This window comes from Paraburkholderia sp. MPAMCS5 (genome assembly GCF_036016995.1).
GTDB lineage: Bacteria > Pseudomonadota > Gammaproteobacteria > Burkholderiales > Burkholderiaceae > Paraburkholderia.
Window position 1 is genome coordinate 180,729 of sequence record NZ_JAYXBK010000004.1, and the last position, 22,447, is coordinate 203,175.

The following is a 22,447-nucleotide window of genomic DNA, read 5'->3' on the forward strand; positions in this document are numbered from 1 at the left end:
GATGTGCCCTCCTTGTAAGCCCAAGCCGCGCACGCGCGCCTGAAAATGTCCGACCCGGCCAGGCGCAAAAATTGCTGCTCAGTTGGGGAGGAGGCTTTATGGAACATCGAGATATTGTGGTTATCGGAGCATCCCGTGGCGCGCTTCCCGTACTCAGGATGCTGGTTTCTAATCTTCCTCCGGATCTGAAGGCCACGTTGTGTATTGTGATGCACATTGGCAGGCACCGCAGCGTGCTGCCTGAACTTCTGTCGCGATGGGGCCCGCTTCGGGCGACTCATCCGGTGCATGGCGAAGCGGTGCAAAGCGGCAGAATCTACGTGGCGCCTCCGGATCGTCACATGATATTGCGTGGTGGATTGGTGCGCCTCCTGGACACCGCGACGGAAAACTTCGCACGGCCCGCGGCTGATCCGCTCTTCAGATCGGCAGCCGTCGAATATCAGGCTCGCGTGATCGGCGTGGTGCTCAGCGGCGATCTGGACGACGGCGCCGCGGGCCTCGCGTCCGTGCGGGCGCGCGGCGGATACGGCGTGGCTCAGGACCCCGACGACTGCGAGGCGCCTTCGATGCCTCGAAGCGCGATTGCCGCAGGCGGAGCCGACGCTGTCGTGAAGGCGAATGACCTGGCAAACGTCCTTCACGCGGCCATCAAAGGGGAGATACGGCGCGAGGAGCATCCCATGACCAACCGGCCTGATCTTGATCGCGAAGCGCGGATTGGTGAGAGCGGACTGGTTTCGCCTCAGGAACTCGACCAGATCGGCGAGCGCTCCGCGCTCACGTGCCCGAGCTGTAACGGTGCGCTTTGGCGTCTGCGTGACGACCGGCCGTTGCGCTACCGCTGCCATACGGGACACGCTTTCTCGGCGCTGTCGCTGGAAGAAGCCAGCGCCCAAGGTGCCGACGACGCCATCTGGGGCGCTATTCGCGCGGTGCACGAACGGATCATCTTTGCGCGCGAGCGACGGCACTGGGCGCAACGCGTGGGCAGCGATGCGGACGTGGCCGTGGAACAGGCACGCATCGAAGAAAACGAAAAGCTGGCTGAACTTCTGCGCGCCGCCGCGGGCGTGCATGGAGCCTGACCCATCCGCGCCGTGATGAGGCCGCTGTCATCGGATCTTTGTCATCGGCTTCGACTGTCGCGCGGGAATCAAGCCGTCCTTGCGCGGCTTCGGCGCGTGAGATTGCGTGAGACGCGTGCGACGCGTGCGACGCGTTAAATACCGGAAGTCCGTGTCCCCGCAGCCATGCGGCCATGCGAAGAAGTACGCACGTCGTGCGCATGAGCCGCTTCCTCACACACGGAAGCGGCCATCGACTCTGTACAAGCCATCGGAAACAAGCTCAACGCGCTGGTTCACGCCGGTGTCCTGACGCGTTGCATTCAGCGGATCAGAAAGGGGATGACGTTGAACAATAGCCTGAAGCTGTTTGATCTGACGGGGCGTCGCGCGCTCATTACGGGGTCGAGCGCCGGTATCGGTTTTGCGCTGGCGAGGGGGCTTGCCGGCGCCGGTGCGCAAGTCGTGCTGAATGGCCGCAGCGAGGCGCGCCTCGGCGAAGCGGTGAACAGCTTGCGCGAAGAGGGCGCAACCGCGCACGCCGCGAGTTTCGACGTGACGTCGCCCGAAGCGGTGGAAGCCGCCATTGCTCGAATCGAGCGCGACATGGGCCCCATCGACATTCTCGTGAATAACGCCGGCATGCAGCGCCGCGCGCCGCTCGATCAGTTTTCCCACGCTCAATGGGAAGAACTGATGAAGACCAATGTGGACAGTGTGTTTCTGGTCGGCCAGGCCGTCGCGCGGCATATGCTGGTTCGCCGGCGCGGCAAGATCGTCAACGTCTGTTCGGTGCAAAGCGAACTCGGGCGGCCCAACATCGCCGCTTATACGGCGAGCAAGGGCGCGGTCAAGATGCTGACGAAGGGCATGGCGATCGACTGGGGCCAATACGGTCTTCAGGTCAACGGTCTCGGCCCCGGCTACTTCAAGACCGAGTTGACCGAGGCGCTCGTCAAGGACGAAACATTCAGCGCATGGCTGACCGGACGCACGCCTGCGCGACGCTGGGGCGACGTGGAAGATCTCGTCGGCGCGGCGGTGTTTTTATCGAGCGATGCATCCAACTTCGTGAACGGCCATATTCTTTACGTGGACGGCGGGATCACGGCCACGTTGTGACTGCCACCTGTGACCGGTGAATACGGGCGATCCGGCGATCCGGCAAAGTTAAACCAGCAGACACCACAGCGCGAAAAGCGGCACGGCGCCCGAGCGCATGGCGTGCAGCATGTTGGGTTTGTTGAACAGGCCGCCGCCCATGCCCGGATCGAACCAGTCTCCGTCTCCTTGCCGGAATTCGCCGGGGCTTAACAGCACATACGCCTCTTCCGGTGCATGTTGATGATCCGGATAGCGCGTGAACGGCGCCAGCAAGGCAAACCCCAACTGCACGTCATAGCGGCTTTCCATGCCGCCGGGGCCGCAAATCATGCCGTTGACGTGCTGCTCGACGTAATTCTCGCTGCCGTTCAGACCGGACGTGCGCCGCTGCCATCCGATGAAAGGTTCGAGTGGCCTGATAGCGCGGGCTGCGGCACCCAGGCTGGATGGGTCATCGAGAAGGGGCGCAAGGGCGGTACCCAAAAGCTCGCAGGCTGGATATCGGGTCGAATTGCGCGCGCCATTATCGGAAGGGATCTCGAGACGCTCGAATGCCTTCGCCGCCGACTGACGGGCACCCTCGGGCAGCGCTGGCGCTTGAAACAAAACCCGAGCCACTCGGATGAAGTTCTCCAGGTTCTCATGTCGCTGATACATAGACGCTCCGCGAATCCGGCAAATCAAGTGACGGCGTGGCTTCTGAGGCCCGTGGTGTGAGGGGCTGGGTCAGGCCGCTGGGTCAGACCGCTGTATGGCCGCACCCGATTATGCAAGAGCCACGCATGGCCGGACAAGTCAACACACGCGAACACGCGTGGCGAGTTCTGTCCACGTCTCGTCATTTTTCCGCGCGGTTTGTGCAACCGTGCGCGCATCGACCGGCACGCGCATACGCACGCGTATGCCGCGCCGTGACCCGCCGCGATCCGCCGCAATCCGCCGCAATCCGCCGCGATCCGATCGACTCTCATTCCCTCTCGCGAAAGTGCCTCTCGCGAACAACCTCCAGTGTGCGAATTCAAACCCGCTACGCCGCCGCTGCGCGTGCCCATTGCGCATCACCGGCCTTCACTGCGCAAGCTCCCATCGCAACACGGGATGAGTCGCGCCGGCCGGCATTGCCCACGTGCCCGTCGTGCTGAAGTCATACGTGGGACCGAAGCTCGACGGCGTGCTCATCTGCGCGGTAGTCAGTCCCTGCGCTGCCGACGTGCCGGTGCCGCTGTATACGTCGCGCGTCGCCCGAGTGGTTTGAGTGTCCCAGAAGACGTCGCCCGCAATCGTGCCGTTGTTCGCGCTGGCCACACCGAGCGCAGGCGGCCCGAGCGTCGGGATAATCTGCTGGATCACCTGGCCGGTGGCGAAAGACTGCTCGATGGTGCCGTCATTCCGTTGGACGAGCGCGGCGCTGCCGCCGGTGCACGTGGAGCCGCCACCGCCGCCGCAATAGTTCGGCTGGAACGACACTTGTCCCGTTGCATACGATTGGGAGACGAGGCCCGTGTTGACGCCGACAAGACCGCCGCCGCCCTCGGTGTGAGCCTGCGCCGCGACCGAGCCCGTCGCATACGATTGCCTGATGGTTCCGGCGTTGATTCCCACGAGGCCGCCGAGCATGCCTTCGGCGGACACGGCGACGCTGCTGCCCGAGCGGGTGATCGTGCCGTCGTTATAGCCGACGAGGCCGCCCACGCTCGACGTATAAGCGAAGCCGGAGAACGTCGAAGCGGAACCGCTCGCGCGTGCGTAAGTGACGAGCCCGTAGTTGAAGCCGGCGAGAATGCCGTACGAGCCGTAGTCTTCCTCGTTGTTCACGTGGCCATTCACGCTGACGTTGCGCACCACGCCCGCCGCGCCGATCACGCCGAAGAGCCCGCTTGCCCGCTGGTCGGGACCGCCCGTGACGGCGCCCGGCGCGACCAGCACCGTGCCGGTCGGCGTGAGGTTGCTGATCGCATGCCCCATGCCGTCGAACTGGCCGGTGAAGGGCGTCGCGCCGTTGCCGAGCGACGTGAATGTGAACGCTGGCGGATAGCCCGCGGTGGCGCTCGCGTCGATGTCCTTGCCGAGCGCATAAGTGCCCGCGAGATCCGTCGAGATCTGCTGCAAGTCGTCGAGCGAGTCGATCAGCTTGTAGGCCGTTGCCTGGGTCAGCAGTCCGCTGTACGGCGCGGCTGTCCAGGCACTGTTGGTGAGAATCGTGCCTGGGCTGTAGCTGCCGTTCATGTCGTAGAGCGCGCTGAGCGTGCCGGTGCTCGCGGACCAGTCGAGCGTGCCGCCATTGATCACGCTGCCGCCGTTGTCGATGCCCGACGCGTCCGCACGCAAGGTCAGATTGCCGGCGCCCGTGTTCTTCAGCGTGATGCCGGGCGCGACAAAGACATGGTGATAAGCCGCGAGCGATAGCGCGGCGGACCCTTGCCAGTTCAGATTCGATGCCACGTCGAGATCGCCGGTCGCGCCATTCGCGCCCGTCGTCGTGACGTTCACCGATGTGCCCGCGCCGAGGCTTCGGCGAAACGCGCGGGCGGCAGGGACGTCGATCGTGAAAGCAGGGGACGCGACGTTCCATTGCGACGCGAGCACGCGTGCGCCGCGGCCGAACGACAGATTGAGCGCTTGCGTATCGACAGTGCCCCCGCTGCCGTCCGTGTTGAGCGCGGCGATCGTGCCGCCTTGCATCACGCTGCCCGTATCGGCAACTAGCCAGACATGGCCGTCGCGCGTCGCGGTGCCGGTTGCGCGCATGCGCGTGCCGCCGCCCGCGAGCGCATAGATGTTGCCGTCCGCGGCTTGCAGGTCGATCTGCGCGGCTTGCAGCGGGCCCAGATTTGCAATCGTGCCCTGGCTGCCCGTTTGCACGAACAGTTGCTTGCTGCTCGACGAATCTTGTAGCAGCACGTTCGCGCCGACGCCGAATTCCGCTGTCCCATTGGGCGCCGCTACCGAACCTGCGTTGACCACCGCCTCTCGTGCGATCAGAAATACGTCGCCGCCGCTCGAACTGATTTTGCCGAGATTCACGACGCTCGCATTCGAATCGCCTGCGAAGGACAGTGCGCCGCCGTTCATGAACGCGCTGTCGCAGACGTCGAGCGTGGACGCCATGAAGCGTCCGCCCGTGCTGACGATGCCCGACGGTCCCACCACGACACCCTGCGGATTGATCAGATAGAGATCGCCCGTCGCGCTGAGTTTGCCGAGGATCGCGGAAAGCGAGCCGCCTGTCACGCGATTGAGCGTGGCGCCCGAGCCGTTCTCGAACGTGACCGCGTTGTTCCTGCCGATGGAAAAACTGCCCCACTCGATCACGCCGCGCGTCGAGCCGGGCTGTGTGACGACGAGGTTGTTGCCGCTCGTATTGATCGAACCCTGGCCGCTGACATACTGGCCGCCTTGCGGCAGCACGCCGGCGGCGATGGCGACGGAAGCGGGAACGAACCCCGCCAGTGACAAAGCGATGACGATCGCGCGAGGCCGCGTGCCGATGCATCGGCGCAGAGTTTGTTCAATGCATGGGTGTACTAACCGAAATGACATGGGGGCCTCCTCGGTATCGACTGCGCATCGACTTGAATTTGCCTGAAATTCGCCTGAAATCCGCCTTGAATTCGCGTGCGGCGGGCACTGCGGCGCTTGAACGCGGCGCATCTTTTTCGTCAGACTTTGCAGATCAGCTTAGCAGCGCGTCTGGCTGACACGTTGTAATAATCCCATCAGTTTGCGCCTGGCATTGGCGCTTTTTGCAGGTGACTGCAAGCCCATGATTTCATGACTGATCCCGTCATCTGGCTGACATCTTCATTTCTAAAAAAAACGCGACGGATTTTTCCGGCTGCTGCGTTGAAGTAGAAGTCCGAGCCGTTTCGAGCTTCGGGTATCAAAAGGGAGAAGCCAACATGAGATCCATCGCACGTGCTATCGGCGCAAGCTTCGTGCTTGCCGTCGCGCTCACGGGCACCGCCGCGCTGACCGCGCCGGCCGCCTCCGCACAAGCCGTGATCGTCGCGCCGCTGGCGCCGCCGCCGCCGCGCGTCGAAGTCGTGCCGGCGCCGCGTCCGGGCTATGTCTGGGATCAGGGCGGCTGGCGTTGGCGTCACGGCCAGTATGTGTGGGTGCCCGGCCACTGGCAGGTGGTGCGCCCCGGTTATCACTGGGTGCCGGGCCATTGGGTGCAGCGTGCTCGCGGATGGCGCTGGGTCGAAGGTCATTGGGCGTGAAGTGCTTTGCTTCCTCTGACTCCTTCGGAAAAGCTGCCATGAAAATGCTCGTGATATTGCTGCTTGCGGCCTCGCTTGCAGGCTGTGTGGTTTACCCGGCGCGGCCGGGCTACTATCGCCCCGCAATCGTCCTATATTGAGCGACCGCGATGAAGCGTGAGCCAGGCGGGCGCGATCCGCGCGATCGCGCCCGCCGGCCCGCCGGCCCGCCGTTGCGCGTGCAACGAAACTACGAGGATAAAGCCGACGTGAATCGCATCACACGTGTGCCGGGGAGCGCCGCGCCTTGAGCGAACGCGACCCCGACGCGGAGTTGCTCGAACAGGTCGGCCGCCACGATCCGGCCGCCGTGCGCACGCTTGTCGCGCGCAAGCTGCCGCGGCTGCTCGCGCTCGCCACGCGCATGCTGGGCGACCGCATGGAAGCGGAAGACATCGCGCAGGAAGTGTTCGTGCGAATCTGGAAACAGGCCACGCGCTGGCGCGAAGGTGAAGCGAAATTCGACACGTGGATTCATCGTGTGGCGCTCAATCTCTGCTACGACCGTCTGCGCGGCCGGCGCGAAGATGTGCGCGACGAGATGCCCGAGGAAATCGATCCCGCCGCGCTGCCGGACGCGCGGCTCGAAATGCGTGCCCGCGACGAACGGGTTCGCCAGGCGCTTGCTGCCTTGCCCGCGCGGCAACGCGAAGCGCTGGTGCTCTGCTATTACCAGGAGATGTCGAACATCGACGCCGCGGCGCTCATGGGCGTCACCGTCGATGCGCTGGAAAGTCTGTTGGCGCGCGCGCGCCGCACGCTTAGGGCGCAACTGGCCGGCAGCGGCCTTAGCAAGGACAAGTCATGACCCCCGAAAGATTCCATCAGATCGTCGAAGCCTATGGCGCCGATTCGCGCCGCTGGCCACAACAGGAGCGCGCGGCAGCGCTGTCGTGGGCGGATAGGCATCGCGCCGAAGCCGATGCCTGGATCGCACAGGCGTCCGGTCTCGATGCATGGCTCGCCGCCGATCAGCTCGCGCCACCGGACGCGGCATTGCAACAGCGCGTGATGCGCGGCGCGCCGGTGCGGCGGCAGCCCGCATCGCGGCGCGCCTGGTGGTGGTCGGGGGCGGCTGTTGCGGGCGTCGGCTTGCTTGGTGGCGTCGCGGGCGCGTTGGCCGTGTCGTTTTTCGTGCTGACGGAAGCGGTGCCGCCCGTGCACGAGTCCTCTTATCTGACGTCGAGTTTCGGTGGATCGTCCGCCGACTGGAGCGGTGAATGAACAGCCGGTCGTGGAAAATTGTGCTGATCGTCTCGCTCGTGCTCAACGTGTTTCTGCTGGGCGCGATTGCCGGCGGCGCTTATCAATGGTTCGCGGCGAAGCGCGGCGCGGCGGCTCCGCTCATTGCCCAGCAGCGCGCGCTGCGCTTCGCCGCGGAGCCGCTCTCCGCCGAGCGGCAGAAGGCCTTCGCGGACAGCCTGAAGAATGGCCGTCGCGATGGACGGCCGTTCGCACGCGAGGCGCGCGAAGGGCGTCGCGAGGTGTTGCGTCTGCTTGCCGCGCCGCAGTTGGATCGCGCGGCGCTCGACGCGGCGCTCGCCCGCACGCGCGCAGCCGACAGCAGCTTGCGCGCGCAAATGGAGAGCAGTGTGGCGGATTTCGCGGCGAGCCTGTCGCCCGAGGAGCGCGTCGAATTCGCCGAGAGCCTGCGCGTGCGGGGGCAGTGGCGCGAACCGCCGCCGCCGGTCAAGGGCGCGAAGCCGGCCAATCCGGCATCGTCGAATAATTAGAAATGCGCAAAACGCGCGACGGATTTTTCCGGCGCCGCCGTTTAAGCACTATCCCATGCCGAAGAGGGCGCCATGACTGCCTCGCCAAACCTCACTGCCGCTGCGATCGCGCTGAACCGTTTCGGCCTCGGCGCACGCGCGGACGACACGCCGCCCGCCGATCCGAAGGCGTGGTTGCTCGCGCAGTTCGAACCCTATCAGCCGAAGCCGCCAGCGTGGGCGAGCCAGCCGGATTCAGTGGCCGTGTCGAGCGAACTGGCGCAGCAGCGCATGCAGATGCGCGAGCAGGCACAAGCCAACGCCAACGCTGAGGCGGCGTCGCAAGCGGCATCCCAAACAACGGCGCAAAAAGATAAGGAAGCCGAACGAAAAATGATTCGCGTGGAAATACGCGATCTGTATCGTGCGTCAGTGAATGCGCGAGTGACGAGCGCCTTGACCACGGAGACGCCTTTCGTCGAGCGGCTGGTTCATTTCTGGGCGAATCACTTTGCGATATCGACGGAAAAACCCGAGGTGGCCGCGCTCGCGGGCGCGTTCGAAGCGGAAGCGATCCGTCCGCACGTGCTCGGCCGTTTCGAAGACATGCTGGTCGCGGTCGAGCGTCATCCGGCCATGCAACTGTTTCTCGATCAGTCGCGTTCGGTGGGACCGGACAGCATCGCGGCGATGCGCGCCGCGCAGCGCAATCCCGCTCGCAAACCGGGTCTCAACGAAAATCTCGCGCGCGAAATCATGGAGCTGCATACGCTCGGCGTGCGCAGCGGCTACAACCAGGACGACGTCGTTGAATTTGCCCGCGCGCTGACCGGATGGAGTCTCGCCGCCAATCCCGCCAATCCCGCGAATGCCGGCAAACAGCCCAACCGCGCGATGCAGCCGGCCGCCGCGCCGGGCACGTTCGTGTTTCGCGACGCGCTGCACGAGCCCGGTTCGCGAACCATCATGGGCCGCCGCTACGACCAGCAAGGCGAGGACCAGGCGCTCGCGGTGCTGCGTGACCTCGCGAGCGCACCGGCGACGGCGCAGCACATCGGCACCAAGCTCGCGCGTCATTTCATCGCCGATAATCCGCCGCCCGCCGTGAGCGAGCGGCTCGCGAGCGCCTTCGAGCGCAGCGGCGGCGATCTGCCGACCGTGTATCGCGCGTTGCTCGACTCGCCGCAAGCGTGGTCGCCCGTGGCCGTGAAGTTCAAGACGCCGTGGGAATGGGCGATTTCGTCGATGCGCGGCCTCGGCTGGCAGGAACTCGGCAATGTTCAGGCCGCGCCTTTGCTCACGCAGCTGGGCCAACCGGTGTGGCGGCCAGGCTCGCCCGCCGGTTACGACGATATCGCCGCAAGCTGGGCCGCGCCCGACGCGCTCGTGCGTCGCGTGGAAGTCGCGCAGCGCTTTGCGTCGCGCGTCGGCGACCGGCTCGATGCGCGAGCGCTCGGCCAGATCGTGCTTGCCGGCTCGCTTGGCGCGCCGAGCGCCGAGGCGGTGGCGCGCGCCGAAAGTGCGTCCACGGCGATCGCGCTGCTGCTGGTCTCGCCCGACTTTCAACGGAGATGAACCCCATGTCCTCACGCCGCCATTTTCTGCAAATCGCCGCTGCCGGCGCAGGGGCGATTCTCGTGTCGCCGCGCATCGCGTTTGCGAGCGTCGTCACGGATCGCCGTTTCGTGTTCGTGATCCAGCGCGGAGCCGCCGACGGCCTGAACATCGTCGTGCCGTACGCCGAGCCCGCCTATGCCACGTTGCGCGGCCCGCTCGCCATCGATACGAGCAACGCTCAGCGCCTGAACGGCACGTTCGCGCTGCATCCTTCGCTCGCGCAAATCGGCGCGATGTATGCGGACAGTCAGGCGCTGTTCGTGCACGCGGTCGCGTCGCCCTATCGCGACCGCTCGCATTTCGATGGACAGAACGTGCTTGAGACAGGCGGCGCGGCACCGTATCGGGTGCGGGACGGCTGGCTGAACCGGCTCGCCGCGCAACTGCCCGCCGCGCGCGAAAGCGCGATTGCCTTCGCGCCGACCGTGCCGATGGCGCTGCGCGGCAACGCGGCGGTGGCCTCGTACGCGCCCTCGGGATTGCCCCAAGCGCCCGACGATCTGCTGATGCGCGTTTCGCAACTGTACGAGCAGGACGCGCAGTTGCGTCCGCTATGGGAGTCCGCGATGACCACGCGCGGCCTTGCGGGCGACGCGGGCGCGCGCCAGGACCCGGCGAGCGTCGGCAAGCTGGCCGCCAGTTTCCTCGCACGCGACGACGGTCCGCGCATCGCGATGATCGAAACGGGCGGCTGGGACACGCACAGCGCGCAGAACGGGCGTCTTGCCGCGCAACTGAAAGCGCTCGACACGCTGCTCGCGGCGTTGCGCGACGGCATGGGCGCCGCGTGGAGCAAAACCACGGTGCTCGTGGCGACCGAGTTCGGCAGAACCGCGGCCGCGAATGGCACGGGCGGCACCGACCACGGCACGGGTTCCGTGGCCATGGTGCTGGGCGGTGCGGTGGCGGGCGGGCGTGTGATCGCCGACTGGCCCGGCCTCGCGCAGCGCGATCTTTATGAGGCGCGCGACCTCAAACCGACCACCTCGCTCGATGCGCTCATCGCCGGCGTCGCGAGCGAAAGCCTGCGCCTCGATCCTCACCGCACCGCTCGCGCGCTATTCGGCCAGACGCTCGCGACGAATCCGCTCACGGGTATCGTGCGCGCATAATCTCGCCGTTTTTTTGCGGCTCCCGCCGCGCACATCATTCAACGCGCCGCGACCGAAGTGTCGGTCAAAATGACCTCTGCCCGGCTCTGCGGCGGCCGCGGCGCCTTCCTGATCTCCCTCTCCGGCCGTGTGGATCGTTTCCCCATAATGACCACTTCCGGAAGATCCGTTTTATTTCGCGCGAACCCTACGCAAGCCGCTCCTCGCTGCCGACATCCAGACATTAGTTGCTTCGATTGAAGCGACGTGGCGGGAAAACTTACCGAGCCCCACTAATCGCAAGATGTTCGCTTTTTGCGTAGATCATCTATCGATCAGGATGCCGAACTAATCGGCGGCCGGGCCGGCTGTCTCGAACACTCACCTCCCGCATTCCCTATTGCAGCTTTTTTTGTCCGGGCGCGCCCGGCGTTGGATTGTCTTGTCATGGTTAAACGACGTGAATTTCTCGGCATGCTGACTGCAGTCGGCGGTAGTTTCGTGCTGAGCGCGTGCGGCGGCGGCGGTGGTGGTGGTGGCGGCGGTTCGGGTGCCGACGGCGGCGCAACCAATGCGGCGGCTGCCACCGGTTCGGCATCCGGCTCGTCGGGCTCGAACACGGGCACCGGCGCAAGCAGCGGCAGCTCGGCGACGCAAACCAGCGTCACGTCGGCGGGTGGTAACGGCACGTCGGGCTCGTCGAGCAACACGAACCACGGCGGATCGAGCAACAGCGCGCCGGGTTCGCCCGATGGCACGATGATCCCGCCGGCCACGTCGATCACCGACAGCCAGGGCGCCGTGTGGACCGTCGTCAACGGCTCGGTCTATCGCAACGGCGTGCCCGAGGGCAACACGTATAACGTGTCGATGCTGATCTGGTACGGCGGCGTGATTTATCACGAAGGCACAGGCGGACAGTTCTATGGATGGAGCGGTTCGAACTGGTTCGCCACCAACGACCCGCGCCTCGGCGGCACATCCGCCGACGGCACGACCATTCCGAACGCGTCGTACATCATCGACAAGGTGGGCGCGATCTGGACCGTCTCGAACGGCGTCGTCCTGCGTAACAATGCGGCGGTCGGCACTACCTCGAATGTGGCGCTGTTGCTGTGGTACGGCGGCAAGCTCTGGTGTCGCTCGACGGGCGGTCAGTTTTACGTTTGCTCCGACGCCGAACAATGGTTGCCGTGCAGCGATCCGCGCATGTCGATCGCGGCGGCGAGCGGCACGTTCCACGGCGTCAACGGGCATTACGATTACCGCTACACGCCCACCGATGTCGTGTCGATCATGCGCAACATGGGGTGCTCGACCTATCGCGTCGGCGTAACGGACTACGGCCCGCAACTCAGCGCGGTGGCCGATCTCGCGCGAGCCTTCCAGCAAGCAGGGCTGACGCTTTTCACGCTGATCGACATCGGCGTGCGCGACACGAACGGCGTGCTCTTCACGAGCGAATCGGCCGCTTACACGCGGGGTAAGCAATGCGGCGCGGCCATCGCGACAGTGCTCGCGCCGCTCGGCGTCACGATGTACGAGTGCGGCAACGAATTGACGCGTGATCCGGCCATCATTCTCGATTCGACCACGGCGGGCACTCAGGTCGTCGACTTCAACAACGCGAACTGGCCGCTCATGCGCGGCGTGATGCGCGGCATGATGGACGGCGTGAAATCGGTCCAGCCGGGCGCGAAATGCGGGATCAACTTCTGCGTCGCGGACGTGGGCGCGGCCGACGCGCTGTGGGACGGCATGCAGCCCGACGGCACGAGCGGCTACCCGACCGTGCGCTGGGATCTCACGACGTGGCACAACTACGAAGTGTATGGCGACATCTTCAATATCGGCACCGACGGTTCCGGGCCCGGCTTCGATCTGCCGACCTATTGCAAGGCGCGCTACGGCAAGCCGTTTCTCATCACCGAGTGGAACACGGGTCCGGAGAAGAGCCAGTCGTATCGCGCGAATTACATCACTTCGCACTACGCGACCTACTATCAGGCGAGAAAGACGAAGAACATCCAGTCTGTGATGTACTACGTGCTGGATAGCGGTGATGCCACGTATGGCCTGATGATCGACGGCGTGCCGCTGAATCTGCCGTATAACGCGTTCGTGAGTTTCGCGACGAGCCACCCGGACAACTGATGCGCTGAACGGGCCGCAAGCATCTGCGGCCCGTGGCAGCGCAAGCGCATCAGAATTTATGCCGGATTCCTAACTGAACGAACGTCTGCCGGTTCGACGACGACGCCGTCAGTGCATTGAGCGTCGCGCGCGCGGCCTTGCCGGTCGAATCGGTGCCGCCCGCAAATTCGGTGCTGCCGATCACATACACGTCCGTGCGCTTCGACAGGTAATAGTCGAGCGACAGGGAGAGGTTGTTGTAACGCGAGCTGCCGATCGTGCCGACACCCGAACCGTGCGTATAGCTATAGACGAATTCGCTCAGCAGAAGCGGCGTCCAGTAATACGTGAGATTGAACTCGGCGGTATCGAACTTCGCGGTGCCCGACAGGCGCAGCGGATTCGAGCCGGACGACGTATCGCCGAGATTCCTGAACTGCACGTTGCTATAGACCACGCCGAAGGTGGCCGACCCCAGCGTGTAACGCCCCGCGGCGGCAAACGCCTGATACGTATGCGCGGACGCGTAGCCGCTATACACCGGGCTCGCGCCCATGTTGTTGAGATTGGCGCCCGCCACGTTGGTCGGCGTGCTCGTGAAGAACGACTGATTCGGATTGCGCGCGTTCATGAAGGCGGCGCCCGCCGAGAAGCTTCCATATTCGTAGCCCACGCCGGCGGACCATATCTGGTTGCGCGCGAAGTCGCCTGCCTGTCCGCCGAATCCATACACGCCGCCCACCGTGAAGCCGCCCATGCTCGGGCTCATGTACTTGACGGAATTGTTCACGCGCTTGCTGTTGTTCAGGTTGTCGAGGTCGCCGGGATGCGCCGTGGTGCCGCCGCCATAGTTCGCCGAGTTCATCCGCGATTCGACGAAGGTGACGAGCGAATCGTATTGACGCCCGAGCGTGAGTGCGCCGTAGCTTTCGCTCGACAGCCCAACGAACGCCTGCCGCCCGAACAGCGTGCCGCCCTGCAATGCGGAGCCCTTGCCGAGATCGAAGCCGTTCTCCAGCGTGAAGACGGCGGAGAGCCCGCCGCCGAGATCTTCAGCGCCCTTGAAGCCCCAGCGCGAACCTTGCATGATGCCGCTCGATCCGGCGATCACGCGGCCGCCGCCACTGTTGCTCTGATAGTTCACGCCGTAGTCGACGAGTCCGTAAAGCGTGACTGAACTGGTATTGGCATGCGCGATGCCGCAAGCAGCGAGGAGGGCGGCGCCGGATAGTGACTTTATATTCATTAGCATGGCGAAGTAAGGTGAATGTGAGGTTTCGTAGCGGACGGTGCCGGTGCAACATGAACTTCCGGTGCAACAGAACTGACTTCAAATGAATCGTGCGGCTGGGTGCGGCCAGATACGAGCGGCGCCGCGAACCGCCGCCGCGCCGCTTGGCTGTTTCAACAACGATCAGGCGAGCGGGAAATCCGCAGGCAGCGTCACTTCGAGCAATTCGAGATCGGCGCTGCATCGCGCGAAGCTGTACGGAAACCGACCAGGAATCGCGATGCTGTCATCGGCGGCGAGACGCCAGCGCTTGTCGCCTTGAGCAACTTCGAGACTGCCTGTCAGCACGAAGAAGAAGCAGAACTCCGTGTCGTGCCTGCGTGTCGCTTCGTTATTCTGGCCTTGCGCGCGCACCACGCGCACGCCCGCGAGCCCGTTCGTCGCCGCGCCGATGCCGGTATCGGCGACGAGAAAACCCGGCGACGTCCACGCTGTCCACTGCGCATGCTTCGCGACGTGGCGCACGAAACGCTGACCGTTGAAGTCGCGCTCGGGCCTGAAAAAAGGCGTGGGCAGCGGCAGTTCATGATCGGCCATCGTGATGTGCTCGGCGGGACTGCCAAGCTCGACCACTTCCGCACCGGCCGAACTTTCGAGCACGCGATGCCGGATTTCGGGCGGCTGCAGCACGCAATCGCCGGCTTCGAGAATGAACGGTTCGCCCTGATCTTCATAGACGAGCCGCACCCAGCCCTTCCGGCAAAAAATGGCCTGAAAGCGGATCTTGTGAAAGTGCACATAGTCGGGCACGGGGCCGCCATCCAGAATGCGGATATGCGAGGCGATGAACGCGCCGCCATGACGCTCGGGCAGAAGATCGCGATATCGCATGCCCGCGCGTCCCACGCTCCAGTGCGCATTGCCGTCCGCATGCGCGAGCACGAGTTGCTGGCGCGTGGCGGGCAGCACCATCGGCGGATTGGCGTGGACGAGGCGCACCGTGACGCCGTTCGGCGCGACCAGTTCGCGCGGCGCATCGGCGGGGCATTGCTCAGGGTGATCGCAGAGCACGTGCAGCGTGCGCGTGCCGTCTGTCACGTCGAGGCCGAGCTTGAGCCTGAGGCCGTCGCGCGAGAGGATCGCGGTGCGCGGGCCATCGGCGGGAAAAATCGCATCGAGCCTGAAGCCGAGCCGCGCGATAAAAAAGTGCATCGTCGCGGGTAGATCCGTGCAGCTCATGGGCACGAGAAAGCCCTGCACGCCTTCTATCGGGGCGTCAGCGGCGGGAGGAATAGAAGCAGATGAGGTCATGGGAAATCGCAGCGGAATTGAAAGGACAGACGTGGCGCTCGATGCTCGCGCACGCCGGCGGCCCTGTCAGCACGCAGGCGATTCCCATGCGGCGCGGCGCTCGCGAAAGTCGCGAAAGGGCGCGCGCGAACCTCATCGCGGCAGACATTGCGCGAGCCGTTCAAGTCCCGCGCGCGTCGTGCAAACGCCCGGCGAGAAGCGCAGTGTGCGGCTGCGCGAGTCCACGAAGAAACCGGCTTCCTTCAATTGCACGACGAGCCGCGCGGCGTCAAGATGCGCGGGCACCTCGGCCATGATGCTCGCGCCGCGTTCGTTGTCGTCGCGTGGAGAGAGCAGCCGGTAAGCCTTTGCGTCGAGCATGGCGATCAACTCATGACACAGCGCGAGATTGTGTTCGCGCACGCTGCCGGGCGCTTGCGCGCGCATCCACGTCATGCCCGGCTGCGATGCGACGAAGGGCAGCACGGAGGGCGTGCCCGTATCGAAGCGGCGCGCGTCGGGTGCATACGCGAACGCGTCGATGTCCCAGTTGAACGGATTGTCCTGGCTGAACCAGCCGCGCACCGCGGGCGTGGCATCGTGCGCGAGCGCATGCGGCGCGATGTAGCCGAGGCCCGTGCCGGGTGCGCCGCACAGCCATTTCAGCGTCGAGCCGCAAACGAAGTCGAACGGCGTCGCGTTCAGATCGAACGGCAGGATACCGATGCCTTGCGTCACGTCGAGCGCGACGAGACTGCCGCGGCGGCGCGCCGCTTCGCACATCGCGGCGAGGTTCACGCGTTTCGATGTGAGCGACGACACCCACGTGACGAGTGCCAATGCGACATCGCCGGTCCATGCTTCGATGAAGTCCTCGTCGCGCACATAGTCTTCGCCCGCGCGCACGGCCACCGTGCGCAGCGTGAATCCGCGCCTTGCAGCAAGGCCTGAAAGCAGAAAGTGCAGGCTCGGGAAGCAGTCCGCTGCGACCAGCACCGTGCGATCGCGCAGTGTTTCGTCGGCGAGACCGTCGAGATAGCGGGCAAAAGCGTCGGTCACGTTTTGCGCGCCGAACACGTTCGCGTCGTTCGCGCCGATCAGCGCCGCCCAATCCGACAGCAGATGCGCGCGCGCGGCGAGCGCGGCGTCCCAGCGCGTGTCGTCGGGCGCGCACCAGCTTGCGGCGAAAGCGGCCAGCGCTTCGGTCATGGCCTGACGATGCCCTGGATAGACGCCGACCGAGTGATACATGAGCCAGCCGCTGAAATCGTCGGCGTGCGGGGTATTGGTTGCGTCGGCGGTACGGGTTGCCTGGTTCATCGCGGGCGTATGCATGGGTTCGGTCAGCCGGTTCACGGCTCAGATGTATTTGACGAGCTTGAAGTGATAGAGTCCGACGCACGCAAGGCTCAACACGGCGCAGGCCATCAGATAGAACGCGGGCGAAAGCGGATCGTGCGTCGCGCCGATCATCGCGGTCACGAGCCACGGCGTGAATCCGCCGAACACCATCACGCCGATGTTGTAGCTGAAGCCGAGGCCGGTGCTGCGCACGCCAGTCGGAAAGAGCGACGAGAGCACGGCGGCGAGCGGGCCGAAGTAGATCGCTTTCAACGCGCCGGCGAGCGCCATGATCGTGATCAGTACCGCAAACGAAGGGCTTTTCACGAGCCACATGAAGCACGGATAAATCGTGGCGAGCGTGGCGAGCGCGGAAATCACCATCATGCGGCTGCGTCCGTAACGATCGGCGAGATGGCCCATCAGCGGCGTAAAGATCATCAGGATCGTGCCCGTCACGACGGTTGCCGCGAAGCCCGTGGACGCCGGCAGATGCAACTGCTTCACCGCGTAGGTCGGCATGTAGAGAATCATCAGATAGCTCGCGGCAGTGGACACAGCCATGATGCCCGCGGCAAGCAGAATGCGGCCCTTGCTGTGCGCGAGCAGTTCACTCACCGGCGCGTTGTGGCTTACGTTGTGCGTTGCGTTTTGTGTGGCTCCGTTGGCGGCGGCAGGCAACGTATCGTCGATATGCTTGCGGATATACAGGCCGACGGGCGCGACCAGCAAACCGAAGATGAACGGCGTGCGCCATCCCCACGACTCGATCTGCGCGGCCGAGAGCTGCGTGCTGAGCGCGAGCCCCGCGCATGACGCGAGCACCGTACTCATCCCCTGGCTGGAAAACTGCCAGCTCGCGAGGAACGCCTTGCGCTTGCTCTTCTGTTCGATCATGAGCGCGGTGCCGCTGCCGAATTCGCCGCCCGTCGAGAACGAAATGAGAATGCGCGCGGCCATGAGACCGATGGGCGCCGCGAGACCGATCGACGCGTATGTCGGAATCACCGCGCAAATCAGCGTGCCGATCGTGGTGAGCGCGAGCGCTGCGAGCAGCGCCGCCTTGCGGCCGCGCCGGTCGGCATAGCGGCCGAGCAGCAGCGCGCCGAGCGGCCGGAACACATACGAAAGACCGAAAGTGCCGAAAGTCAGCAGCAGCGAGACGGTTTCGTCATGCGCGGGGAAGAACAGCCTGGACAGCGTGACGGCGAAAAAACCGTACGCGGCGAAGTCGAACCACTCGAGCGCGTTGCCGATGCTCGTCGCGACGATAAGCCGCCGCACGGGCGGAGCGGCGCTCTGCTGCGCGCGTTCGTCGAGGACAGTCGAGTTCATAAGTGTGTTCCGTTCAAGAGGCCGAACCAGCGGAAATAGCGGAAAGAATGCGTCAGCGGACGTGCGGCGCGCCGGGCTCGCCAAGATCCCAGAACACGCCGGTCATCAGTTGCAAGGCTTCCTGCATGACGGGCGCGAGCACGTGTTCGTCGGGCGCGTGTTGCCGGCAGCCGGGATACGAATGCGGAATCCAGATGGTCGCGAGGCCGAGCGTGTCGGCGAAGCATTCGTTCGGGATCGTGCCGCCGAGGTTCGGCAAAAGCGTCACGGGTTTGCCCGTGGAGGCCTCGATCGAGCGTTCGGTGAAGGCGACCCACGGGTCGTTCGGGTCGAGCCGCGTCGCGTTGCCCGACGCTTCGATCGTGACCTCGATGCCTTCGAAACCTTCGCGTGCGAGGTGCGCGTCGATCAGCTCCTTCGCGCGCCGCCAGTCGGTGCCGACGACAAAACGCAACTGGCACACCGCTTCGGCCGCGCGCGGAATCGCGCTGACCGGATTCGCGACGTTGCCCGATTGCATCGCGAGCACTTCGAGCGTGTTCCATGCGAACACGCGTTCGGCGGGCGTGAGACCGGGCTCGCCCCAGTTCGCGGTGAGCGGCGGATCGCCTTCGTCGCGGCCGATTTCCAGATGCGCGACACGCTCGCGCACGTGCGGCGGAATCGGCGGCGGCAGCAGTCCGTTCACGCGAATACGGCCGTGACCGTCGACGAGACTCGCGAGCGCATTGGCCAACAGCGTCGCCGGATTTGCGAGCACGCCGCCCCAGTTGCCCGAATGCCGCGCGCCGAATGCATTGGCCACGCGCAGCCGGAAGTGCAATGCGCCGCGCGAGCCGAGAAACACGGTAGGCGAGGCGGCGCGCTGGCGCGGGCCGTCGGAGGCGATCAGAAGATCCGCCGCGAGGCGCTCGCGCAATGTGGCACACAATGCGTCGAGGCCCGGCGAGCCCACTTCCTCGCCCATCTCGAAGATGATCTTCGCGTTGAAGCCAAGCTCGCCGCGTTCGGCGAACACGGCGGCGAGCGCGGCGAGATTGATCGAGTGCTGCGCCTTGTTGTCCGCGATGCCGCGGCCATACCAGCGCTCGCCTTCCACGCGCAATTGCCACGGCGTGCGTTCGTGGGTCCAGTTGGCGGCGTCGCCGTCGATCACATCGCCGTGGCCATACAGCAGCACCGTGGGGCGCGCCTTCGATTCGATGCGCTCGCCGATCAGAAACGGCGGCATGCCGGCCACAGGGTTTTCCACGATCTCGCAGGTAAACCCGAGCGCCTTGAGCGCACCTTCGATCTCTTCCGACAAATAGCGGCGCAGAAGCGGCGCGGCGTCGGCACGTTGGCTTTCAGTGGCGAGCGCGACGCGCCGGCTCAGAGTGGCAAGGAAATCGCCGCTGTCGAAATGCGTGCGGGCGAGGGCGAGAGCGCTGTGTCGAGGCATATCTGAAGGATCATTTTTGAATCGGATGTCCCCAGATTAGCCCGCTGCAACTATTTTTGTATTCGCAATCAAACAAGGTACATTTGCGGTTTACTCAAACCTCACTTTGCACGTCGGATCGAACTCGCGGTTCGACTTTCGCTTCCTCATGCGCAAACTGCTGGAACCTTCGCTTTATTATTTTTCGGTCGTCGCCCAGACGGGCTCGCTGACCTCGGCGACCGACAAGCTCGGCCTGACCGTCTCCGCGTTGAGCCGGCATATCGCGAAGCTCGAAGGTGATGTCGGCGTGCCGCTCTTCGAGCGTCATGCACGCGGAATGGTGCTCTCGCACGCGGGGCGCCTGCTTTATCGTCACGCGCAGCGCGCGCTCACCGACGCGCAAGCCGTGTTCGACGAAATTCAGGGCGACGAGCGGCGGCGCGCGCGCACGCTCACCATCGCGTGCACGGAAGGTTTTGCGTTCGACTTTCTGCCGGTGTCGCTGGGCGCGTTTTGCGCGAAGCATCCGGATATCGCGATTCAGCTCGAAGTCGTGCCGTCGGAGCGCGCGAGTCAGATGCTGCTGTCCGGCGAAGCATCGTTTTCGCTGGCGTTTACGTTCAAGCCCGAGCCGGGCGTGGCCGTGCAGTTCACGCAGCGCGCGCCGGTGATGGCGCTGATGCACGACGATCATCCGCTGGCGAGCAGGGCGAAGGTCGCGTTGAAGGATCTCGCTGCGTATCCCGTGCTGTTGCAGGATCAGGGCACGACGAACCGGCAGCTCTTCGACATCGCGTGCAGTGTGGAGGGCATCGAAATCGTCCCCATGATGACGAGCCGCTATGTCGCCGCGCTCTATCGTTTTGCGCAAGTGGTGCCCGACGCGATCATGCCGTCCGGCTATGTGTCGGTGGCGAAGCGCCTCGCCGTGGATCGGCTGACGGCGATTCCCTTCGACAATCCGCTGCTCGCGCAGCGGCGGCTTCAGGTGATCACGCTCGCGGGCCGGCAACTGGACAGTCTCGCGCAGGAATGTCTCGACTGGATCATCGAGGATCTGAAGCGGACTTCGGAGCGGGCTTCTTAGCCCACCTCTTAGCCCACCTCTTAGCCCACCTCTTAGCCCACCTCTTAGCACGCTTCGTCGCCCACTTCACGGCGCCCTCGCGCAAGCCCGCTTCGCGCCGCGTTTTCTCTTACGCGGGCTTCAGCAACGCGCGCCATTCGGGCAGGCTGCCTTTGCTGTCGAGCGCCTCGACGAGCGGCGCGCCGCGCGCGGCGAGCTGCTCCTGCACGTCGGCCACGGCGATGGCGAGCGCGCTCGATATGCCGAGCCCGTCGAGCATCAACGCGGCCTCGCGCATTTCCTCCGAGCGCCGCTGACCGTGCTCGACCACGCGTCCGATCAGATACGCTTCGTAGCCCGTGTCCCAGCCCACGCCGGGAAAACTCGCCGCGAGCGAGGCCAGCACGCGGCCGTCCACGTCGAACTGGCGCGCGGCGAGCATCGACTGCACGCATAACGCTTCCATGCCCTTGATCATGATGCTTCGGCACAGCTTGATCGCCGACGCGAGCCCGACTTCCTGCGCCACGGCTTCGCAGCGCATGCCGAGTGCGTTGAGCCGTTCGGCGGTTTTCCCGGCGACGCGCCCGCCGAGCAGCATCGGCACGCGAATGCCTTGGGGCGGCACCGGCGCCATCACCGCGGCTTCCACATAGTCCGCGCCGTTCTGCTGAATCGCCACGCTGTTGCGCTGCTTGACCGCGGGCGACACCGAATTCAGATCGACGAAAACCTGGCCCGACTTCAGATGCGCGGCCGCCGCGCTCGCCACCGCTTCGGCCTGGCTCGCCGTGACGGCGGAGAAGACGAGTTGCGCATCGCGCAGCGCGGACGCGAGATCGTCGGCCACGCGAGCGCCGCTTTGCTCAGCGCGCTCGACGATCGCCGCGCGCGTGGCCGCGTCGTGCAGCTTGATGTCGAAGATGGACACGGTGTGGCCCGCGTCCGCCAACGCGTGCGCGAAGACCGGACCGACTTCGCCGAAGCCGATGATCGCGATAGAACCGGCGGCTTGCTGGAATAATTGAACCATGCTGGAACTCCGGAAATAGCGTGGAAAAATGAGCGGCCCGGTCAACCGGCGCGCCACGCTCAGTCGATGTAGCGCAGACCGAGTTGCCTGAGCGGCTCGCGCATCTGATACATGTCGAGTCCGAGCACGCCGGAGGCGAGCTTGTCGCGCTTTTGCGCTTCGTTGGCTTCGCGCGCGCTGGCTTTATCCAGCGTCTCCTCGGCTTTGGCGGATGGCACGACCACCACGCCGTCCTGATCGGCGACCACCACGTCGCCCGGCGTGACCCAGGCGCCCGCGCAGACCACCGGAATGTTCACCGAGCCGAGCGTGGCCTTGATCGTGCCCTTCGCCGAGATGGCCTTGCTCCAGACGGGGAAGCCCATTTCGGCAAGCACGCTCACGTCGCGCACGCCTGCATCGATGATCAGCGCGCGCGCGCCGCGCGCCTTGAAGCTCGTTGCCAGCAGGTCGCCGAAATAGCCGTCGGTGCAATCGGCGGTGACGGCGGCCACCACCACGTCGCCGGGCTGGATCTGTTCGGCGGCGACGTGCAGCATCCAGTTGTCGCCGGGATGCAGCAGCACCGTGACGGCCGTGCCGCCCACCGGCGCGCCCGCATAGATCGGACGCATGTATGGTTTCATCAGGCCGACGCGTCCCATGGCTTCGTGCACGGTCGCGCTGCCGAGCGCGCCGAGGCCGTCCGCGACGCGGCTGTCCGTGCGCGCGATGTTGCGATAAACCACTCCGAGTTCGTACATGT

Annotated in this window: 18 protein-coding genes and 1 pseudogene; 10 read left to right on the forward strand and 9 right to left on the reverse strand. The window is 65.1% G+C overall.

Annotated elements, in window-relative coordinates; all coding sequences use genetic code 11:
* The first annotated feature begins 98 nt into the window (after nt 1-98).
* The gene (locus tag VOM14_RS11155) at nt 99-1,088 is read left to right on the forward strand and encodes a chemotaxis protein CheB (protein ID WP_327629066.1); all 990 of its coding nucleotides are present in this window, start codon (nt 99-101) and stop codon (nt 1,086-1,088) included.
* A gap of 321 nt (nt 1,089-1,409) precedes the next feature.
* Nucleotides 1,410-2,189, forward strand: a complete 780-nt coding sequence (locus tag VOM14_RS11160) for an SDR family NAD(P)-dependent oxidoreductase (RefSeq protein ID WP_327628765.1) — start codon at nt 1,410-1,412, stop codon at nt 2,187-2,189.
* Between the two features lie 48 nt (nt 2,190-2,237).
* On the opposite strand, the gene VOM14_RS11165 is transcribed toward VOM14_RS11160, so the two are convergent.
* Nucleotides 2,238-2,828, reverse strand: coding sequence for a dimethylsulfonioproprionate lyase family protein (locus VOM14_RS11165; RefSeq protein WP_327628766.1), 591 nt, complete (start codon nt 2,826-2,828; stop codon nt 2,238-2,240).
* 411 nt (nt 2,829-3,239) lie between these two features.
* Nucleotides 3,240-5,711 (reverse strand): two-partner secretion domain-containing protein, encoded by a 2,472-nt coding sequence (locus VOM14_RS11170; protein ID WP_327628767.1) that lies wholly within the window; start codon nt 5,709-5,711, stop codon nt 3,240-3,242.
* 359 nt (nt 5,712-6,070) lie between these two features.
* Between VOM14_RS11170 and VOM14_RS11175 the strand changes: the two genes are divergently transcribed.
* The 7 genes and pseudogenes from VOM14_RS11175 to VOM14_RS11205 all read left to right on the forward strand — a co-directional run bounded on the left by VOM14_RS11175 (nt 6,071) and on the right by VOM14_RS11205 (nt 13,004).
* On the forward strand, nt 6,071-6,391 hold the full coding sequence (locus tag VOM14_RS11175; protein ID WP_327628768.1) for a YXWGXW repeat-containing protein: 321 nt from the start codon (nt 6,071-6,073) through the stop codon (nt 6,389-6,391).
* Between the two features lie 262 nt (nt 6,392-6,653).
* Nucleotides 6,654-7,238, forward strand: a pseudogene (locus VOM14_RS11180) (RNA polymerase sigma factor); the annotation flags it as partial.
* Nucleotides 7,235-7,654 (forward strand): hypothetical protein, encoded by a 420-nt coding sequence (locus VOM14_RS11185; RefSeq protein ID WP_327628769.1) that lies wholly within the window; start codon nt 7,235-7,237, stop codon nt 7,652-7,654. The pseudogene VOM14_RS11180 and the gene VOM14_RS11185, both read left to right, overlap by 4 nt.
* Nucleotides 7,651-8,163 carry a periplasmic heavy metal sensor gene (locus tag VOM14_RS11190; RefSeq protein ID WP_327628770.1) on the forward strand — a complete coding sequence of 171 codons (513 nt, stop codon included), beginning with the start codon at nt 7,651-7,653 and terminating at the stop codon, nt 8,161-8,163. Before VOM14_RS11185 ends, VOM14_RS11190 begins: the two co-directional genes overlap by 4 nt.
* A gap of 72 nt (nt 8,164-8,235) precedes the next feature.
* The gene (locus VOM14_RS11195) at nt 8,236-9,717 is read left to right on the forward strand and encodes a DUF1800 domain-containing protein (RefSeq protein ID WP_327628771.1); all 1,482 of its coding nucleotides are present in this window, start codon (nt 8,236-8,238) and stop codon (nt 9,715-9,717) included.
* A gap of 5 nt (nt 9,718-9,722) precedes the next feature.
* Complete coding sequence (locus VOM14_RS11200) at nt 9,723-10,871, forward strand: DUF1501 domain-containing protein (RefSeq protein ID WP_327628772.1); 1,149 nt, start codon at nt 9,723-9,725, stop codon at nt 10,869-10,871.
* Nucleotides 10,872-11,297: 426 nt separating this feature from the next.
* Nucleotides 11,298-13,004 (forward strand): hypothetical protein, encoded by a 1,707-nt coding sequence (locus tag VOM14_RS11205; protein WP_327628773.1) that lies wholly within the window; start codon nt 11,298-11,300, stop codon nt 13,002-13,004.
* A gap of 49 nt (nt 13,005-13,053) precedes the next feature.
* On the opposite strand, the gene VOM14_RS11210 is transcribed toward VOM14_RS11205, so the two are convergent.
* From VOM14_RS11210 to VOM14_RS11230, 5 genes are all read right to left on the reverse strand, one after another.
* Nucleotides 13,054-14,235 carry a porin gene (locus VOM14_RS11210; protein ID WP_327628774.1) on the reverse strand — a complete coding sequence of 394 codons (1,182 nt, stop codon included), beginning with the start codon at nt 14,233-14,235 and terminating at the stop codon, nt 13,054-13,056.
* 162 nt (nt 14,236-14,397) lie between these two features.
* On the reverse strand, nt 14,398-15,525 hold the full coding sequence (locus VOM14_RS11215; protein ID WP_327628775.1) for a cupin domain-containing protein: 1,128 nt from the start codon (nt 15,523-15,525) through the stop codon (nt 14,398-14,400).
* A gap of 132 nt (nt 15,526-15,657) precedes the next feature.
* Complete coding sequence (locus VOM14_RS11220) at nt 15,658-16,824, reverse strand: aminotransferase class V-fold PLP-dependent enzyme (protein ID WP_327628776.1); 1,167 nt, start codon at nt 16,822-16,824, stop codon at nt 15,658-15,660.
* Between the two features lie 39 nt (nt 16,825-16,863).
* Nucleotides 16,864-18,180, reverse strand: coding sequence for an MFS transporter (locus VOM14_RS11225; RefSeq protein ID WP_327628777.1), 1,317 nt, complete (start codon nt 18,178-18,180; stop codon nt 16,864-16,866).
* 52 nt (nt 18,181-18,232) lie between these two features.
* The gene (locus tag VOM14_RS11230; protein ID WP_327628778.1) at nt 18,233-19,621 is read right to left on the reverse strand and encodes a M20 family metallopeptidase; all 1,389 of its coding nucleotides are present in this window, start codon (nt 19,619-19,621) and stop codon (nt 18,233-18,235) included.
* Nucleotides 19,622-19,769: 148 nt separating this feature from the next.
* Between VOM14_RS11230 and VOM14_RS11235 the strand changes: the two genes are divergently transcribed.
* Nucleotides 19,770-20,690 (forward strand): LysR family transcriptional regulator, encoded by a 921-nt coding sequence (locus VOM14_RS11235; protein ID WP_327628779.1) that lies wholly within the window; start codon nt 19,770-19,772, stop codon nt 20,688-20,690.
* 109 nt (nt 20,691-20,799) lie between these two features.
* Here VOM14_RS11235 and VOM14_RS11240 read toward each other — a convergent pair whose 3' ends face one another.
* Nucleotides 20,800-21,702: an NAD(P)-dependent oxidoreductase gene (locus VOM14_RS11240; RefSeq protein ID WP_327628780.1), complete on the reverse strand. Its 903-nt coding sequence runs from the start codon at nt 21,700-21,702 to the stop codon at nt 20,800-20,802.
* 59 nt (nt 21,703-21,761) lie between these two features.
* On the reverse strand, nt 21,762-22,445 hold the full coding sequence (gene ligK, locus VOM14_RS11245) for a 4-carboxy-4-hydroxy-2-oxoadipate aldolase/oxaloacetate decarboxylase (RefSeq protein WP_327628781.1): 684 nt from the start codon (nt 22,443-22,445) through the stop codon (nt 21,762-21,764).
* Nucleotides 22,446-22,447 lie beyond the last annotated feature (2 nt).